At 49.3% G+C, this 17703-nt stretch carries 17 protein-coding genes; 2 read left to right on the top strand and 15 right to left on the bottom strand.

Annotated features, from left to right (window positions below):
• The coding region (locus tag ACTHTA_RS07860) for an IS3 family transposase (protein ID WP_080980537.1) at positions 1–219 on the top strand (219 nt) is incomplete at its 5' end.
• Between the two features lie 429 nt (positions 220–648).
• On the top strand, positions 649–1254 hold the full coding sequence (locus ACTHTA_RS07865; RefSeq protein WP_283126951.1) for a hypothetical protein: 606 nt from the start codon (positions 649–651) through the stop codon (positions 1252–1254).
• 158 nt (positions 1255–1412) lie between these two features.
• Here ACTHTA_RS07865 and ACTHTA_RS07870 read toward each other — a convergent pair whose 3' ends face one another.
• The 15 genes from ACTHTA_RS07870 to ACTHTA_RS07940 all read right to left on the bottom strand — a co-directional run bounded on the left by ACTHTA_RS07870 (position 1413) and on the right by ACTHTA_RS07940 (position 17691).
• On the bottom strand, positions 1413–1712 hold the full coding sequence (locus tag ACTHTA_RS07870; protein ID WP_308887797.1) for a DUF2818 family protein: 300 nt from the start codon (positions 1710–1712) through the stop codon (positions 1413–1415).
• Between the two features lie 219 nt (positions 1713–1931).
• Positions 1932–3374, bottom strand: coding sequence for an NADH-quinone oxidoreductase subunit NuoN (gene nuoN, locus ACTHTA_RS07875; protein ID WP_308887796.1), 1443 nt, complete (start codon positions 3372–3374; stop codon positions 1932–1934).
• 9 nt (positions 3375–3383) lie between these two features.
• Positions 3384–4880 (bottom strand): NADH-quinone oxidoreductase subunit M, encoded by a 1497-nt coding sequence (locus ACTHTA_RS07880; RefSeq protein ID WP_070748697.1) that lies wholly within the window; start codon positions 4878–4880, stop codon positions 3384–3386.
• Between the two features lie 112 nt (positions 4881–4992).
• Positions 4993–6156: a phospholipase D family protein gene (locus ACTHTA_RS07885; protein WP_308887795.1), complete on the bottom strand. Its 1164-nt coding sequence runs from the start codon at positions 6154–6156 to the stop codon at positions 4993–4995.
• 98 nt (positions 6157–6254) lie between these two features.
• Positions 6255–8279, bottom strand: a complete 2025-nt coding sequence (gene nuoL, locus ACTHTA_RS07890; RefSeq protein ID WP_440364179.1) for an NADH-quinone oxidoreductase subunit L — start codon at positions 8277–8279, stop codon at positions 6255–6257.
• 2 nt (positions 8280–8281) lie between these two features.
• Positions 8282–8587, bottom strand: coding sequence for an NADH-quinone oxidoreductase subunit NuoK (nuoK, locus tag ACTHTA_RS07895; RefSeq protein WP_002215628.1), 306 nt, complete (start codon positions 8585–8587; stop codon positions 8282–8284).
• Positions 8584–9255 carry an NADH-quinone oxidoreductase subunit J gene (locus ACTHTA_RS07900; protein ID WP_308904751.1) on the bottom strand — a complete coding sequence of 224 codons (672 nt, stop codon included), beginning with the start codon at positions 9253–9255 and terminating at the stop codon, positions 8584–8586. The genes nuoK and ACTHTA_RS07900 overlap by 4 nt, the downstream gene beginning before the upstream one ends.
• An 11-nt stretch (positions 9256–9266) precedes the next feature.
• Entirely contained in the window at positions 9267–9746 is a 480-nt protein-coding gene (gene nuoI / locus ACTHTA_RS07905; RefSeq protein WP_002216341.1) for an NADH-quinone oxidoreductase subunit NuoI, read from the bottom strand.
• A 79-nt stretch (positions 9747–9825) separates the two neighbouring features.
• A complete protein-coding gene (gene nuoH / locus ACTHTA_RS07910; protein WP_107145682.1) occupies positions 9826–10902 on the bottom strand; it encodes an NADH-quinone oxidoreductase subunit NuoH in 1077 nt (358 codons plus the stop codon).
• Positions 10903–10904: 2 nt separating this feature from the next.
• On the bottom strand, positions 10905–13166 hold the full coding sequence (gene nuoG / locus ACTHTA_RS07915) for an NADH-quinone oxidoreductase subunit NuoG (protein WP_440364180.1): 2262 nt from the start codon (positions 13164–13166) through the stop codon (positions 10905–10907).
• A gap of 58 nt (positions 13167–13224) precedes the next feature.
• On the bottom strand, positions 13225–14520 hold the full coding sequence (gene nuoF, locus ACTHTA_RS07920; RefSeq protein ID WP_308887791.1) for an NADH-quinone oxidoreductase subunit NuoF: 1296 nt from the start codon (positions 14518–14520) through the stop codon (positions 13225–13227).
• Positions 14521–14698: 178 nt separating this feature from the next.
• Complete coding sequence (locus tag ACTHTA_RS07925; RefSeq protein ID WP_308887790.1) at positions 14699–15283, bottom strand: cold shock domain-containing protein; 585 nt, start codon at positions 15281–15283, stop codon at positions 14699–14701.
• 95 nt (positions 15284–15378) lie between these two features.
• A complete protein-coding gene (gene nuoE, locus ACTHTA_RS07930; RefSeq protein ID WP_004467713.1) occupies positions 15379–15852 on the bottom strand; it encodes an NADH-quinone oxidoreductase subunit NuoE in 474 nt (157 codons plus the stop codon).
• A complete protein-coding gene (nuoD, locus tag ACTHTA_RS07935; RefSeq protein WP_440364181.1) occupies positions 15852–17108 on the bottom strand; it encodes an NADH dehydrogenase (quinone) subunit D in 1257 nt (418 codons plus the stop codon). The genes nuoE and nuoD overlap by 1 nt, the downstream gene beginning before the upstream one ends.
• Entirely contained in the window at positions 17098–17691 is a 594-nt protein-coding gene (locus ACTHTA_RS07940; protein ID WP_049227640.1) for an NADH-quinone oxidoreductase subunit C, read from the bottom strand. Before ACTHTA_RS07940 ends, nuoD begins: the two co-directional genes overlap by 11 nt.
• Positions 17692–17703: the final 12 nt, after the last annotated feature.

Here is a 17703-nt window from a genome sequence, read left to right on the forward strand (position 1 = left end):
ATGTCGCGAAAGGCGAACTGCTGGGACAATGCGCCGATGGAAAGCTTCTTTGCGGTGTTGAAGACGGAGTGTTTCTATAACGCAGGAGAATTGACGGTGGACGAATTGATGAAGCAGATAGATGATTATATGGATTACTACAACCGAGAGCGTTGCAGTTTGAAATTGAAAAAGCTGAGTCCTGTCGCATACAGAACCCAGCTTACACAGAGCGCCTGAAAAGGCTTTTATGAGTGTCCAAGATTTGGGGGCCAGTTCACATATTTCAGACGGCCTTTCTTGTTTCAAGCAACTACATCAACTCGGCCTTTTGGCTTGATTTATTTGCCAGCTGACCCCAAGCTGAAATCTCCCTATCATTTTCAATCACATCTAATCTTAATAACTCAAAAGCTAACAGTTGTACTCTTGGTAATTAAAGTTAACTCTCCCTCAATATCTACAATCACTATCTGAAATCTTCTCTCTGAAGTAATGAGGTTCGCAAGGTAAATCCAAATATAGCAACCTACCTTCCTATGCAAATTTTCACATTAGTTTGCAAAATTTGTATAAAAACTGTATTACGTTATAATTGGTTTTATTCGAATACGTTATTTCATTCACCTGAAAACGAACAGATAAATGCAAATTAACTGGAGAATATCTATGAACAAATTACTCATCCTATGCTCAGCATTAGCGCTTTCTGCCTGTGTTGTACCACATCCTTATACTTCAACCGAATATCAAAAATATAAACAAAGTGATTTGAAAATACCAAATCAACCTTATCCTATACGTTTAGAAGGAGAGTTCGAGCGTAATGGTAAGTCTTTCCCCAAAGCAAATCCGGCTCTAACAAAAGCTGCCAAAATTGCACTAAACGGAACAAAGATTGTAACAGTAGATCCGCAAGCCCAAAACAGCCTAAAAATCCATGCCAACAATATCGCCAATATTGGTGGTGCAGTAGGTAACGGTATAAAAACAGGTCTGACTTTTGGATTAGCAGACAGTACAGTTCAGGATTACTATCAATTCTACTGTAGCTACTCAGATGGCAAAAAAGAATTAAACCGTTCCGAATTTAATCACGCTATTGTGACTACTTTTGGTTTAACCTCTACACCAAAAGAGCTGACTCCCCATAGCAATCTGGATCAGGCATTTATCTCTGTAACCAAAGATATTGTCGTTAATTGCTTAGGCGACTTGCAAAACAAAGGTTTCTTGTTACCAGAAGCAGCCAATACCAATGCGGGCAGCAACTGAAGTTTCTGAAGATGTTGCCAAAGCTGCCATGATGAAGCTGAATATGGCAACTCTAGGTCAATGTTCCAAAGCTCATCCCTAAAGCAATCCGTATTTGACACATAAAAAGGCCGTCTGAAAATCTTTCAGACGGCCTTTTCCTTATTCAAATCCAATTCCTACTCTCTATTCCGCTCATTCCAAAAGTAACGCCATACAAAGCATGGAAAGGCAAAAATCAGGTAGAGGCAGACAACGGTCGCGTAAAACTCCCAGTCTTGGGCATGTAGGGCTCCGGCGCGTGATTCAAGGATATAGGCAAGGATCGCGGTAAGAAGGAAGCCTGCTAGCAATTCGATCAAGTGATGACCGATGTGTTTGCGTTTCAGGGCGATGATGCCGAAAAATTTGGTGGTAATAAATGGTGCGTTGGCAAAGATAAGTGCCAACAGCAAAAGAATGTACATGGATGCGGTCATGGTGGTCTTTCTGTTTTCAGACGGCCTGTGTGTGATTTTAACATGTTAAATGGGCATGCTTGCCCATCATTATCCGTGGAATATTCAATATCTTGATGATGCCCGCTTGATGATTGTTCAAAGGCTTGAGACCGTCTGAACTTGGGTATATTTCATCCGAATGCGAATCCTAACAAAAACGGCGACTTTGGAACAGCCACCGTTGGTTTTGTTTGAAGCTTACAGGGTATTTTCCAATGCTTTGGCACACCAGTCGATAACGGTTTGCGGCATGATACCCCAGAGGAGCAGCAGGAAGGCATTGACCGTCAGGACAAATTTGGCGGCATAGTTGCTGCCGACCGGCTGATCATGGTCAGGCGCATCGAAGTAGATGACTTTGACCACGCGCAGGTAGTAGAAGGCGCCAATCAGGGACATGATAACGGCAAACACTGACAACCAGACATAGCCTTGTTTCAAGAGCGCCATAATCACGCCGAACTTGGCGTAGAAGCCCATCAGCGGCGGAATACCTGCCATGGAGAACATGGACAGCAACATCAGGAAGGCAAACCATGCATGGCGGTGGTTGAGGCCTGCGAGGTCTTTGATGTTTTCACATTCAATGTCTTTGGTGGACAATACCATCAAAACACCGAAGCTGACTGCCGCCATCAAAGCATAGGTAATGGCGTAATACAAACCTGCGGTAAAGCCGACTGCGCCTGCCATAAACGCCAACAGGATAAAGCCCATGTGCGATACGGTGGAATAGGCAAGCATACGTTTGATATTGGTTTGCATGATGGCGGCAAGGTTACCGACCACCAAAGATGCAACGGCAAGGATGGCCAACATCGGCGCCCAGTCTGAATGTATGGTACCCATACCGGTAACAAGGATACGGAACGCAAAGACAACGGCGGCAATTTTCGGAGCCGTACCCACAAAGGCGGTAACAGAGGTCGGCGCGCCATCGTACACATCGGGTACCCACATATGGAATGGAACCGCACCCAATTTAAATGCAATGGCGACCACAATAAACACCATACCCAACTTCAACAACCACTCATTGGCCTGCTCATTGAAAGCAGAAGCCAAGACAGAAGCAAAATCAAGGGAACCGGTGGCGCCGTAAACCATGGAAATACCATAGAGCAGCAAACCGGAGGCTAACGCGCCCAATACGAAGTATTTCAGCGCAGCCTCGGCAGAACGACCGGAATCACGGCGCAGGGCAATCATGGCGTACAGCGACAAAGACAACAATTCCAAACCGATATACGCAGTCAAGAAATGTGCAGAGCTGACCATGACGCTCATACCCAACAGGGCAAACAGCGACAGGGTATAAAACTCGCCTTTGAAGATTTGGCGGTCTTGGTTGTACGGTTTACTGTAAATAAACAGACCAAACGTCAGCGCATACAGCACCAGTTTTGCCAAACGGGACATGCCGTCTGCAATATACATACCATGAAAGGCATCGACACTGCCCTGCTCCCATACCGCCAATTGGGTAACGGCCACAATAATGACCGTTCCCAAACTCATCAGATGGGTCAAATAGCGGTTTTTATCGCAAATCCACAAGTCTGCCAGCAATACGACACCCAATAGCGCAAGCAGCACGATTTCGGGCATGGTGGGCATTAAATTCAAATCAGACCAGTTCATTTACACACCTCAAATCTTGCTTTGTGCCACATGGGCAATCAAATCGTTTGCCGCTTGATGCACCACTTCGATAAACGCTTGCGGATACAGACCCATGCCCAAAACAGCAACCGCCAAAATTGCCAAAATCGCAAATTCGCGGCAATTGATGTCTTGCATTTCGGCAACGTGCGGATTGTGGATCGCACCAAAAATAACGCGTTTGTACATCCACAGGGTATAAGATGCACCGTAAATCAAGGTCATGGCAGCCAACGCGCCTACCCAGAAATTCACTTTAACCGCACCCATAATCACCATAAACTCGCCCACGAAGCCTGAAGTCGCAGGCAGACCGGCATTGGCCATACCGAACAACATCATAAACGCCGCAAACTTAGGCATCACATTGACCACGCCGCCATAATCGGCAATATTGCGGGTATGCAGGCGGTCGTACATCACGCCGATACACATAAACATCGCGGCAGACACAAAACCGTGGGAAATCATTTGAATGATTGCACCTTTCAATGCCCAGTCATTCAGTTGGCCGTTCACAAACAGGAACATACCCAAAGTGACAAAACCCATATGGCTGATGGAAGAGTATGCCACCAGTTTTTTCATATCGGTTTGCACCAAAGCCACCATACCGATGTAAATCACGGCAATCAGGCTCAATACGATGATTACAGGGGCAAAATAGCGTGCCGCATCCGGCATAATCGGCAGGATAAAGCGCAAGAAACCATACGCACCCAGTTTCAGCGTAATCGCCGCCAACACCATCGAACCACCGGTCGGCGCTTCAACGTGAGCATCCGGCAACCAAGTGTGCACAGGGAACATCGGTACTTTTACAGCGAATGACAGGAAGAACGCTACAAACAAAAGCTGTTGTACACCCAACGGAATCTGTTTGATGTTTTGGAAATCGACAATAGAGAAGCTGCCTGTTTGATAGTACAGGTAAACCATGGCAACCAACATCAAGAGCGAACCCATCAGCGTATAGAGGAATAGCTTGACCGACGCATAGACGCGGCGCGGGCCGCCCCATACACCGATAATCAGGTACAGCGGAATCAGCATACCCTCGAAGAACACATAAAACAGAATCGCATCCTGCGCGGCAAACGCACCATTAATCAAACCCGACATCATCAGGAATGCCGCCATATACTGCGCCGGACGTTTCTGAATGACTTCCCAACCGGCCAATACCACCAACAGTGTAATAAACGCATTCAAGATGATAAAGAGCACTGAAATACCGTCCACGCCCAATGCGTAGTTGATTTTCAGAAGCGGAATCCACTCGTGGAACTCGGTAAACTGATAGCCGCCGCTCAAACGGTCGAAACCGGTAAACAGGGGCAGCGTTACCAAGAAACCGGCAAGCGCACCCATGAAGGCAAGCACACGCGCCAGCGGCGCACGGCTGTCTTTACCGGTCGCCAAAACCAGCACACCTGCGGCGATGGGTATCCATATTGCCAAGCTGAGTAGGTAGTTGGAAAACATAGTGGTTAACCTGTGGTTAAAATAAAAAATATAGTTGTGTGGGTTGGTTTTTACAGACAGCGTTTTAGGAAGTCGTCTGAAAGAAGGGATGAATACTCTCTCCCTTCTTTACTTACTCCCAATCAATATCTGTACGATTGCGATATTCTGCCTGTACTAAAACATCTAATTCAGCCAAATCTTTTATTTCTGACTGCATAGCTAATAAAGCTCTTAACTTCATACTTAAATCAATATATTTGGAGCCTTCGCTTGCTCCTTTTGCAGACTTAAATTTATTTTCTTCTAAAAATTTCTTAATGGGAGCATTTAAAACAGGATATCTATCTGGATATTCTTGACAAAGCATTTCAGAAAAAACTGAACCACGAGTAGAAACCCCACATTCTTTTAGCCAATCAATTTGCTTGGCAACCACATTATCTCTCTCAGTAAGTGGAGCATCAAAAACTGATTGGATGGCAATGCATAATTTTCTAAAATCTGAAGACTTACCCGTCCTTTTCCACGTTTTATCTTGAAAACGATTGCCTACCCCTTCTCCTTTATTTTCGCTTTTCCAAGACCATAATTTATTAAATTCCCCATAAAAATCATTATTGTCTATTTTTCCTGCTGCACATTGCTTAATAAGATTTTTTAATTGATTACACACAGTTTGATGGTTTCTCATCTGCTTTCTCCGTGCCGCAATCAATTCTTGATTATAATTTGGCATCTCCATAAATAACTTATCCATTACTGATTGTCTAACAGTTGATTTCTTATAGTTAATTTCAGCTTCCTGATACTCCTCAAGCCAATCTTCCGATACCGGGATAGATTTCATCACAATTTCATTAGCCCAAGATTTGGCTTTTATAAAATCCTGCTCAGAAATTTTAGTCAAAATATTTGCTTCATAATTGCTATTAAACGCAGCATGAGTCAAATTTGAAGAACCAATTAAAGCATAATATTCATTCTTATCATTCTTCCAAAATACAGTTTTAGGATGAAAACCCTGAATGCCTTGAGCTACCATCAATGTAAATTTCAAATGGGACGGAAGCCATTTCAATACTTTCTGAATAGCCTCTTTTTTAGACAATCCGAAATCCTGCCCAAAAATAAATTTGAACTCTTGTAATTTGCTATTAAGCTTATTTTTTACATCCCAATGAGTGAGATACGCAGAGAAAATATACAGCTCTACTGCCTCTGAAACAGCTTTCTCATATATTGAAATCAGTTTCTTATCATTTGATGTATCTGAATGTAAAAACAACTGGGTCATCTCTTCTTACTCCAACCTACAATTCCATTGCAGCCTGAAACCTTCTTTTCAGACGGCCCTATACACAAACTATAGACAGGCCGTCTGAAACCTTATTCTTATCGGAACAATCCCCAGAAGGTCATGCCGAGCAGTACCAATACACCGAACACCATAGCGGCGGCGTAGGTGTAGATAAAGCCAGTTTGGGCTTTACGCACTTGCGCGGCAATCGCGCCGACCAGTTTGGCGGAGCCGTTGACAATACCGTTGTCGATAATGGCAGTATCGCCGACTTTCCAGAAGAAGGTACCCAATGCGCGCGTGCCCTTGGCAAAAACGTTGAAATACAGGTCGTCGAGATAGTATTTGTTTTCAAACAAAACGTAAATCGGACGGAACGCCTGTGCAATTTTCGCTGGTAGGTGCGGCAGTTTGACGTACAACAGCCATGCACTCAATACGCCTGCGATAGCGAGATAGAGGACGGGCGAATGCAGGCTGTGCGACACCATCGCCAATGCGCCGTGGAACTCTTCTTTCATGATGTGCATGGTCGGATGCGCGTCGGCGTTGACGAAAATCACGTCTTTGAAGAAATCGCCGTAGAGCATGGGTTCGATGGCGATGTAGCCGATGATGACGGACGGAATCGCAAGCAGAATCAGCGGCAGGGTAACGACCAGCGGGCTTTCGTGCGGATTGTCGTTTTTGCCCAAGCCGTGATGTTCTTCGCCATGGCCGTCTGAATGGTGTTCGGGCAGGCTGCGCCATTTTTCTTCGCCGTGGAACACCATAAAGTATTGGCGGAACGCGTAAAACGCGGTAACGAACACGCTGGCGAGAACGGCAAAATAGGCAAATCCGCTGCCCGGAAGGGTACTGTATTTCGCCGCTTCGATAATCGAATCTTTGGAATAGAAGCCAGAGAAGAACGGCGTACCGATCAGCGACAAGTTACCGATCAGCATGGTCAGCCAAGTAATCGGCATGTATTTTTTCAGATTACCCATATGGCGCATGTCTTGGTCGTGGTGCATACCGATAATCGCGCTACCCGCCGCCAGGAACAGCAAGGCTTTAAAGAAAGCGTGGGTCATCACATGGAACATCGCCACGGAATAAGCAGACGCGCCCAAAGCCACGGTCATATAACCCAGTTGCGACAGGGTGGAATACGCAACCACACGTTTGATGTCGTTTTGAATCACGCCCAAGAAGCCCATAAACAGGGCGGTAATCGCACCGATTACCATGATGACAGACAGCGCAGTGCTACTCATCTCATAAATCGGCGACATACGCGATACCATGAACAGACCGGCGGTAACCATGGTTGCGGCGTGAATCAATGCAGAAATCGGGGTCGGACCTTCCATCGAATCAGGCAGCCAAACGTGCAGCGGGAATTGTGCCGATTTACCCATCGCGCCCACAAACAGGAGCAGGCAAGTTACGGTAATCAAAGACCATTCCACACCGGGGAAAAGCTGGATGGTGGCATTTTGTACGTTGGGCAGATAGGCGAATACGTCCTGATAACGCAGGCTGCCGCCGAAATAGGCAAGCACCAAGCCGATACCGAGCAAAAAGCCGAAGTCGCCGACGCGGTTGATCAAAAAGGCTTTCAGGTTGGCAAAAATCGCGCTCGGACGTTTGAAATAGAAACCGATCAAGAGATACGACACCAAGCCCACCGCTTCCCAACCGAAGAAGAGCTGGACGAAGTTGTTGCTCATAATCAGCATCAACATGCTGAATGTAAACAAAGAAATATAGCTGAAGAAGCGTTGGTAGCCGACTTTTTCATCGTGCATATAGCCGATGGTGTAGATATGCACCATCAACGACACGCCCGTTACCACGACCATCATCATCGCCGTCATCGTATCGACCAAAAAGCCGACGGAAAAATCCAAACCGCCCATCGTCAGCCAAGTATAGACATTTTCGTCAAACTTAGCGCGGCTGCCGTCGATAAAGCCCCACAGCACATAAGCCGACAGCACGGCGGACACCGCCACGCCGAGTATCGTAACCGTATGCGCGCCGGCACGTCCGATTTTATTGCCGAACAAACCCGCAATCAGCGAGCCTGCCAACGGAACAAGGGCAATTGTCAAATATAAAGTCATATCGTTCATGATTACCCTTTCAACTCGTCCAAATCGGCAACATTAATCGTTTGTCGGTTACGGTACACCAGCACCATAATCGCCAAACCGATGGCGGATTCGGCAGCGGCGACGGTCAGTACGAAGAATACGAAAATCTGTCCGGCGGTATCGCCCAGATGCTGCGAGAAGGCGATAAAGTTGAAGTTTACCGCCAAGAGCATCAGCTCGATCGACATCAGCAAGACCAGCACGTTTTTGCGGTTCATAAAGATGCCCATCGCGCTGATACCGAACAGGAGCGCGCCCAATACCAGATAATGCGTCAAGGTAATCATGCTTTGCCCTCCCCTTCCGGCTTGAGGTCGTCTGAAACTTCGTTTTCTTCCGCAGATTCGGTTTGCGGTTTCACGGCTTCCATTTTCACCAAGCGCATACGGCCTTGGTCGGCGCGCACTTTAACTTGGTCGGCAGGATCCATACGTTTCGGATTGGTGGTTTTGCGGTGAACCAGCGCAATCGCCGCTACCATACCCAACAGCAGCAATACCGCCGCCAGTTCGAACGGCAGCAGATAATCGGTATAAATACGGCTGCCCAAATCGCGGATGTTGTTGTAATCCGCAGGAATGTCTTTCATCAAACCAAATGCGGCAAGGTCGGTTTTCGGGTTGACCAGAATCAGAATCAGGGCAACCGCCAACAGCGTACCGACCACACCGGCAACAGGCGCGTGCCGCCAGAAACCAGCGCGCATTTCCTCAATGTCGATATTCAACATCATCACGACGAACAGGAACAGCACCATCACGGCGCCGACATACACGACCACCAGCGTAACGCCCAAAAACTCCGCCTGCATCAGCATCCAAATCATCGCGCTCACGCAGAAGGTCAGCACCAGATGCAAAGCGGCGTGGACAGGGTTTTTCGCGGTAACGGTACGCAGCGCGCCGTATAAGACGATGGCGGCAAGGATATAGAACAGAATCGCGGAAAAAGTCATTCGTCTGCTCCTTAACGGTACGGCGCGTCGGCGGCTTTGCGCTTGGCGATTTCGGCTTCGTATTTGTCGCCGATTGCCAAGAGGATCGGCTTGGTCATGTGCAAGTCGCCTTTTTTCTCGCCGTGATATTCAAAAATATGGGTTTCCACAATCGCATCGGTCGGACAGGCTTCTTCGCAGAAGCCGCAGAAGATGCACTTGGTCAGGTCGATGTCGTAACGCTTGGTGCGGCGCGTGCCGTCTTCGCGTTCTTCAGATTCGATGTTGATCGCCATTGCCGGACACACCGCCTCGCACAATTTACACGCGATGCAGCGTTCCTCACCGTTCGGATACCGCCGCTGCGCGTGCAGGCCGCGGAAACGTACCGATTGCGGCGTTTTCTCTTCGGGGAAATAAATCGTGTCTTTGCGGGCGAAAAAGTTTTTGAGCGTTACACCCATACCTTTGACGAGTTCGCCGAGCAAGAAAGTTTTTACTAAATTAGCCATATTCTGTTCCCTCAAAACAGGGATTCCGTTAAATATTCAAAACTGCGTTTTCAGACGACCTTGATACGTCGTCTGAAACTTATTTCCACAAATTCAGCGGCGAAATCATCCACAGACCCAAAATCACAATATAGGCGAAGCCGATGGGAATCAGCACTTTCCAGCCCAAGCGCATGATTTGGTCGTAGCGGTAGCGCGGGAAGGTTGCACGAATCCACAGATACCAGTACAGCACCGCCGCCATTTTCACGAACATCCAGAATGCGGAAGGCGTGCCGATAATGCCCCAGCTTTGCGGGAAGGGGGACAGCCAGCCGCCGAGGAACATCAGCGAGGTCAGCGCGGCAATCAGGATCATGAAAATGTATTCGGCAAGGAAGAACAGCGCGAACGCAAAGCCGGAATATTCGACGTGGTGTCCGGCAACGATTTCAGATTCGCCCTCCGCCACGTCAAACGGTGCGCGGTTGGTTTCGGCAACGGCGGAAATCAGATAGACGATAAAGATTGGGAACAGCGGCAGCCAGTTCCACGAGAACACGGAACCGCCCGCGACGCCTTTTGCCTGCGCGGCGACAATGTCAGAGAAGTTCATGCTTCCCGACACCATCACGACGCACACCAGCGCGGCACTCATGGCAATCTCGTAGGAAATGCTTTGTGCGGAAGCACGCATTGCGCCTAGGAACGAATATTTGGAGTTGGAAGCCCAGCCCGCGATAATCACGCCGTAAACCGACAGCGAGGTAATCATCAGGATATACAAAAGACCGATATTGATATTGGTCAGCACCCATTCTTCGTTGAACGGAATCACCGCCCACGCCGCGAAAGACGGGGCGAGCGACATAATCGGGCCGATGTAGAACAGGGCTTTGTTTGACAGCTTCGGACGGGTAACTTCTTTAAACAAGAGTTTGAACACGTCGGCAAACGGCTGAATCAGACCCCACGGGCCAGTTACGTTCGGACCGACGCGAAGCTGCATAAAGCCGATGACTTTACGTTCGAAATACGTCAGGTAGGCGACGGTCAGAATCAGCGGAATCAGGATAATCACGATTTTGACGATGACGGATACCACCAAGCCCACGGTGATGCCCAAATCGCCCAGACCGAGCGTTGCGGCAAAGAGGTTTTGGAACCATTCCTGCATAATCAAGCTCCCGCCAGTTCAATAGTGTCCATCAACGCACCCAGCGCGGCATTTTCGGTATGCAGCGGCAGATACACCACGTTTTCAGGCAAACCGGCATCGGCTTTGACTGCAACCGATACGCTTGCGCCGTTTTGTTTGGCGACAGCGGTTTGTCCGTCTTGCAGGCCTAAACGCGCCAAAGTGTTCGGATTCACGCGCGCGGCAGGCACGGCGGCATGGCTGGTCGCTTGCAACGGCGCGGAACGGCGCACGATGGCATCGGTGTGATAAATACCGACTCCGCCCACGCGCACGAGGCGGCTTGAGGTCGTCTGAAAATCTTTTTGAGTCGATGCGGCACGGTTGCTCAGTTTGGACGGCAGGCTTTCCGCGTCCAACGCGTCTTTCAGAATCGCGGCGGTATCGTGGTATTCAAAGCCTTGCAGGTCAAACAGGTTGCCCAATACGCGCAACACTTTCCACAGCGGACGCGAGTCGCCGAAGCCCTGAACGACACCGTGGAAGGATTGCAGACGGCCTTCCATATTGATGAAGCTGCCCGATGTTTCGGTAAACGGCGCAATCGGCAACAATACGTCGCACACGTCCAGCAGTGTTTCGCTGACAAACGGCGTAAACGCCATCACGCTTTTCGCCTGTTTCAACGCGGCTACGGCTTTTGTGCCGTCCGCCGTATCGATTTCCGGTTCGACGTTGAGCAGCAAGACTGCCTGTTTCGGCGCGTTTGCCATTTCGGCAACGCTCTCGCCTGAGTTCACGCCCAATACGTCCGCACCGACGCTGTTGGCAGCCTGCGGCAAAATACCCAGCACCGCGCCGGTTGCGTCCGCCAGCTCTTGTGCGGCGGCGTAAATCGCAGCGTAATCGGGATGGTTTTGCACTTCCGCGCCCAAAATCACCGCTGCTTTTTCAGCGTTTTTCAGGCTCACGGTAATCGCGTTTTCCGCATCGGCAGACAGGTTTTTCAGACGACCTGCCCACTCGTCGGGATGCACCGCTTCCTGAGCCAGAAGCGGCATAAACAACTCTTCCTTGCTGCTTGCCAACACGCTCAAGGCCATGCGCTCTTTAGCAGCGCGACGTAGGCGGGCGGTCAGAAGCGGCTGTTCTTTGCGCAGGTTCGCACCGACCACCAGTACGGCTTCGTTGTCCGCCAGCGATTCGATACTTTGTCCCAGCCATTGCGCACCATTGAGGTCGTCTGAAAGACGTTTGTCCTGTTGGCGCAGACGGGTGGCGAAATTTTTAACGCCCAAACCGTCGGCGAGTTTTTTGGCCAGATACAGTTCTTCAACCGTATTCATCGGGTTCGCCCAAATGCCGACTTGGTTTTGGTTGCCGTCTTTGGCGATACATTCAATTGCGCTGCGGACATATTCCAACGCAGTTTTCCAATCCACGTCCATCCATTCGCCGCCCTGTTTGATTTTCGGGTTTTTCAGACGGCTTTCGTGATACAGGCCTTCGTAGGCGAAACGGTCGCGGTCGGACAGCCAGCATTCGTTAATCGCTTCGTTTTCCAGCGGCAGCACACGGCGGACGGTATGGTCTTTGGTTTGTACAATCAGGTTGCTGCCCAAAGCGTCATGGGCGGAAACGGATTTGCGGCGGTTCAATTCCCAAGTACGCGCGTTGAAACGGAACGGTTTGCTGGTCAGCGCGCCGACGGGACACAAATCGATGACGTTGCCCGACAGCTCGGTTTCTACCGCTTTGCCGATAAAGGGCATGATTTCGGAGTGTTCGCCGCGATTCGCCATCGCAATTTCCTGCAAGCCGGCGATTTCTTCGGTAAAACGCACGCAGCGGGTGCAATGGATGCAGCGGCTCATTTCCTCGGCGGAAACCAAAGGCCCCATGTCTTTGCCGACGACGGAACGTTTTTCTTCGGTATAACGGCTGGTGGTTTTGCCGTAGCCCATCGCCAAATCCTGCAACTGGCATTCGCCGCCTTGGTCGCAGGTCGGACAATCAAGCGGATGGTTGATGAGCAGGAACTCCATCACACCTTCTTGCGCCTCTCGGGCTTTTGCCGAATGCGTACGCACAATCATGCCGTCTGTAACCGGCGTGGCACAGGCGGGCAGAGGTTTGGGGGCTTTTTCCACGTCCACCAAACACATACGGCAGTTGGCGGCGATGGAAAGTTTTTTGTGGTAACAGAAATGCGGGATATAAGTACCGAGCTTGTGCGCGGCTTCAATCACCGTCGCACCCTGCTCCACAGATACCTGTTTGCCGTCGATTTCGATTTGTAACATGGTTCGTTCCTAGTTACGGGTATTTAATAAATAATTCTTTTAGAGGCCGTCTGAAAACTTAGCACCACTTATTCGGTTTCATCGGTCCGCCGTGTTCGATGTAATGCACAAACTCATCACGGAAATGCTTGGTAAAGCTGCGGACAGGGAAGACGGCGGCGTCGGCAAGGGCGCAGATGGTGCGGCCTGCCATTTGGTTGCCGACAGAATCCAGCAAATCCAAGTCTTCCATGCGGCCTTTGCCTTCTACGATACGGTGGACGATGCGGTAAAGCCAGCCTGTACCTTCTCGGCAAGGTGTACATTGGCCGCAAGACTCGTCGTAGTAGAAGTAGCTCAGGCGCTCAAGGGCTTTCACCATGCACACGTCTTCGTCCATGACGATAATTGCGCCGGAACCCAGCATCGAGCCCGCTTTGGAAATCGAGTCATAGTCCATATTGGTCTGCATCATGATATCGGCAGGCAAAACTGGCGCAGACGAACCGCCGGGAATAACGGCTTTGAGTTTTTTACCGCCGCGCATACCACCCGCCATTTTCAAGACTTCGGCAAACGGTGTACCCAATGGCACTTCATAGTTGCCCGGACGCTCGACATGACCGGAAATACAGAATAATTTGGTACCGCCTGCATTCGGAATACCTTTATCGGCAAACGCCTGTCCGCCGTCACGGATAATGAATGGAACGGAGGAGAACGTTTCGGTATTGTTGATGGTGGTCGGTTTGCCGTACAGGCCGAACGAGGCGGGGAACGGCGGTTTGAAGCGCGGCTGGCCTTTTTTGCCTTCCAGCGATTCGAGCAATGCGGTTTCTTCGCCGCAGATGTATGCACCGTAGCCGTGGTGGGCGAAGAGTTCGAATTCGAAGTCCGAACCTAAAATATTTTTACCCAAAAAACCTGCGGCGCGCGCTTGTTCCAAAGCAACCTCAAAGCGTTGATAACCTTCGAAAATTTCGCCGTGAATGTAGTTATATCCCGCTTTCGCACCCATCGCGTAACCGGCGATAATCATGCCTTCGATCAGGGCATGGGGGTTGAACATAATGATGTCGCGGTCTTTAAACGTACCCGGTTCGCCTTCGTCGGTGTTGCAAACGACGTATTTTTCACCGGGGAAGGAACGGGGCATAAAGCTCCATTTCAAGCCGGTCGGGAAGCCCGCACCGCCGCGCCCGCGCAGACCGGAGGTTTTGACTTCGTCAATCACATCGGTTTGCGAGATGTTTTCGGACAGGATTCTACGCAGCGCGCTGTAACCGCCGCGTTTGACGTATTCGTCCAATGTCCAGCAGTCGGGATTGGCGGTATCCACTTGGTCAAAAATCACGCCTGATTGGTAAATAGCCATTTTTGGTGTGCCTGTTTGTTTTCGTATCGGTTGCAGCCGTTGTTTTCAGACGGCCTAATATATCTTTGTATATCGACTCTATGCCGTCTAAAATATGTTGATTCACTAAAGTTAATATTTCAGACGACCTTGTATTTCGTTTTCATGGTTATAGACCTAGTCTACTTTGCTGAAATTATCACCATCCACCGCATTTATCTTCACATGGAATCCCATCACCATCACCATCCATTTTGGTATCAGAACAATTCTGTAAAAACCATTTGGCCTCTTCGCATGACACCATCTGAGAACAATATTGCCTGCCATCACAACGATATTTATTACTATTGCTTTTTTTAGCTTGTATCGTAGCTGGATCATTAAGCTCTACTGGTGCATTAGTTTGTTTAGGGACTAATTTTGCTGCAGCGAATTGATATATCTGATAACCAATTAACCCGAAAAGTGCCAACCCTACCAATTTCGTCAATATGGAAGACAACGTATCTAAGGCAAAAAATGATTTTTTCTTTGCCCTCGAATGATGGTTATGATTCCGCTTAAAATCTCTTGCCTCACGATTTAAGTAACGAATCTGTTTAGCAATATTTTTTCCTTTTCCGTTAGAAGATACTTCAAAGCCAACCGCCTCATTAAGTTCAGGACGAGGGCTTCTTTGGGAAAAGTCAGAAATATGGCAGAAAATTTCTTGTTTACTACCATCTATCCGTATAAAACCATAACCTTTTTCATCATCCCACTTAACAATTATCCCTTTCATTAACCGCTTCCCTTTTTATTGTTACTTTTAAATCATAATTTAAAATTTTGGAATAACTAGTAAGTTTGATTACAAACCTAATGTGTTCAGACGATCTATTCTAATTCTGCTAATTTTTTCTCAATCGCCTCTTCAGTCATAAAGCTGCACATGCTGTGGTTGTTGACCAGCATGACCGGAGCGTCGCCACATGCGCCCATGCATTCGCCTTCGACAAGGGTGAATTTGCCGTCGGGCGTGGTTTCACCGTAGCCGATACCGAGTTTTTGTTTGAGGTATTCGCCGGTAGCCATACCGCCGCGCAGGGCGCAGGGCAGGTTGGTACAAACGGTCAGTTTGTATTTGCCGACAGGCTCAAGGTCGTACATATTGTAGAAAGTAGCGACTTCGTAAGCTTGTGCAGGCGAGATGCCGATATAGTCTGCGACAAAGGCGATGGTCTCGGGAGCAAGCCAGCCTTTTTCGGTTTGGGCAATACGCAATGCGCCCATAATGGCGGAGCGGCGTTGGTCGGCAGGATATTTTGCCAACTCAATATCAATTTGTTTTAAAGATTCTGCGGATAACATTATCGGTCAACCTCCCCGAATACGATGTCCTGCGTACCGATGATGGCAACGACGTCGGCCAGCATGTGGCCTTTTGCCATTTCGTCCATGCCTTGCAGATGGGCGAAGCCAGGTGCGCGGATTTTCAGGCGGTAGGGTTTGTTTGCGCCGTCTGAAATGATGTAAACGCCGAACTCGCCTTTCGGATGTTCGACAGCGGTGTAGGTCTCGCCCTCGGGAACGTGCATACCCTCGGTAAAGAGTTTGAAATGGTGAATCAGGTCTTCCATACCTGTTTTCATTTCGGTACGTTTGGGCGGAGCAAATTTGTGGTTGGTGGTAATGACCGGACCCGGATTGACACGCAACCACTCGGAACATTGTTTGATGATGCGTACGGATTGGCGCATTTCTTCCATACGGCAGAGGTAACGGTCGTAACAGTCGCCGTTGACGCCGACGGGGATGTCGAAATCTATTTTGTCGTACACTTCATAAGGCTGTGTCTTACGCACGTCCCATTCCACGCCTGACCCGCGCAACATAACGCCGGTAAAGCCTTTTTGCATGGCGCGCTCAGGAGAGACAACGCCGATACCGACGGTACGCTGTTTCCAAATACGGTTGTCGGTTAGGAGGGTTTCGAGTGTGTCGATGTTTTTCGGGAAACGTTCGCAGAAGGCGTCGATAAAGTCGAGCATGGTGCCTTCGCGAGATTCGTTGAGCTGCTTCAATACTTTGGCATTGCGGAATTTGCTGCTCTCGTATTTAGGCATGAAGTCGGGCAGGTCGCGGTAAACGCCGCCGGGACGGAAATAGGCTGCGTGCATACGCGCGCCGGACACGGCTTCATACAAGTCCATCAGCTCTTCGCGGTCACGGAAGGCGTAAAGGATGGCGGTCATCGCGCCGATGTCGAATGCGTGCGAACCGATGCCCATCAAGTGGTTGAGGATGCGCGTTACTTCGGCGAACATGACGCGGATGTATTGGGCGCGGATAGGCACATCAATGCCGGCAAGTTTTTCTACTGCCAAACAATACGCCTGCTCGTTGACCATCATGGAAACGTAGTCCAGCCTATCCATATAAGGCAGGGCTTGCAGGTAGGTTTTGGTTTCCGCCAGTTTTTCGGTGCCTCGGTGCAAGAGGCCGATATGCGGGTCGGCACGGACGATGGTTTCGCCCTCCAACTCCAAAATCATACGCAATACGCCGTGCGCCGCAGGGTGTTGCGGGCCGAAGTTGATGGTGTAGTTTCTTAATTTATTGGCCACCGTAGTTCTCCTCACGGACGATACGCGGCGTGATTTCGCGCGGCTCGATGGTAACAGGTTGGTAAATCACGCGTTTTTGTTCTTCGTCGTAACGCATTTCCACATAGCCGGAAATCGGGAAGTCTTTGCGGAACGGGTGTCCGACGAAGCCGTAATCGGTCAGAATGCGGCGCAGGTCGGGATGGTTGTTGAACATGATGCCGTACAAATCAAAGGCTTCACGCTCGTACCAATCCGCGCTGTTATAAACGGGAACTACGGATTCGACCACAGGGAAATCGTCGTCTGAAACCCAGACGCGCACGCGGATGCGCTGATTGTTTTTAACGGAAAGAAGCTGACTGACAACGGCGAAGCGTTTGCCCTGCCATGCTTCGTTTTTGTAAGTGCTGTAATCGACGCCGCACAAATCGACCAAAAGCTCGAAATGCAGTTCTTCATGGTCGCGCAACGTGGTCATCACTGAAACATAGTGTTCGGGCAGACACTCAACGGTAATCTCGCCCAAAGCGGAAATGACTTTGCTTGCCTGATTGCCCAAAACGCGGCTGACGGTCTCGTATAAGTTTTGAATGCTTGCCATATCGTCCTCTCC

The organism is Neisseria sp. P0013.S005, assembly GCF_051958425.1.
Lineage (GTDB): Bacteria > Pseudomonadota > Gammaproteobacteria > Burkholderiales > Neisseriaceae > Neisseria > Neisseria subflava.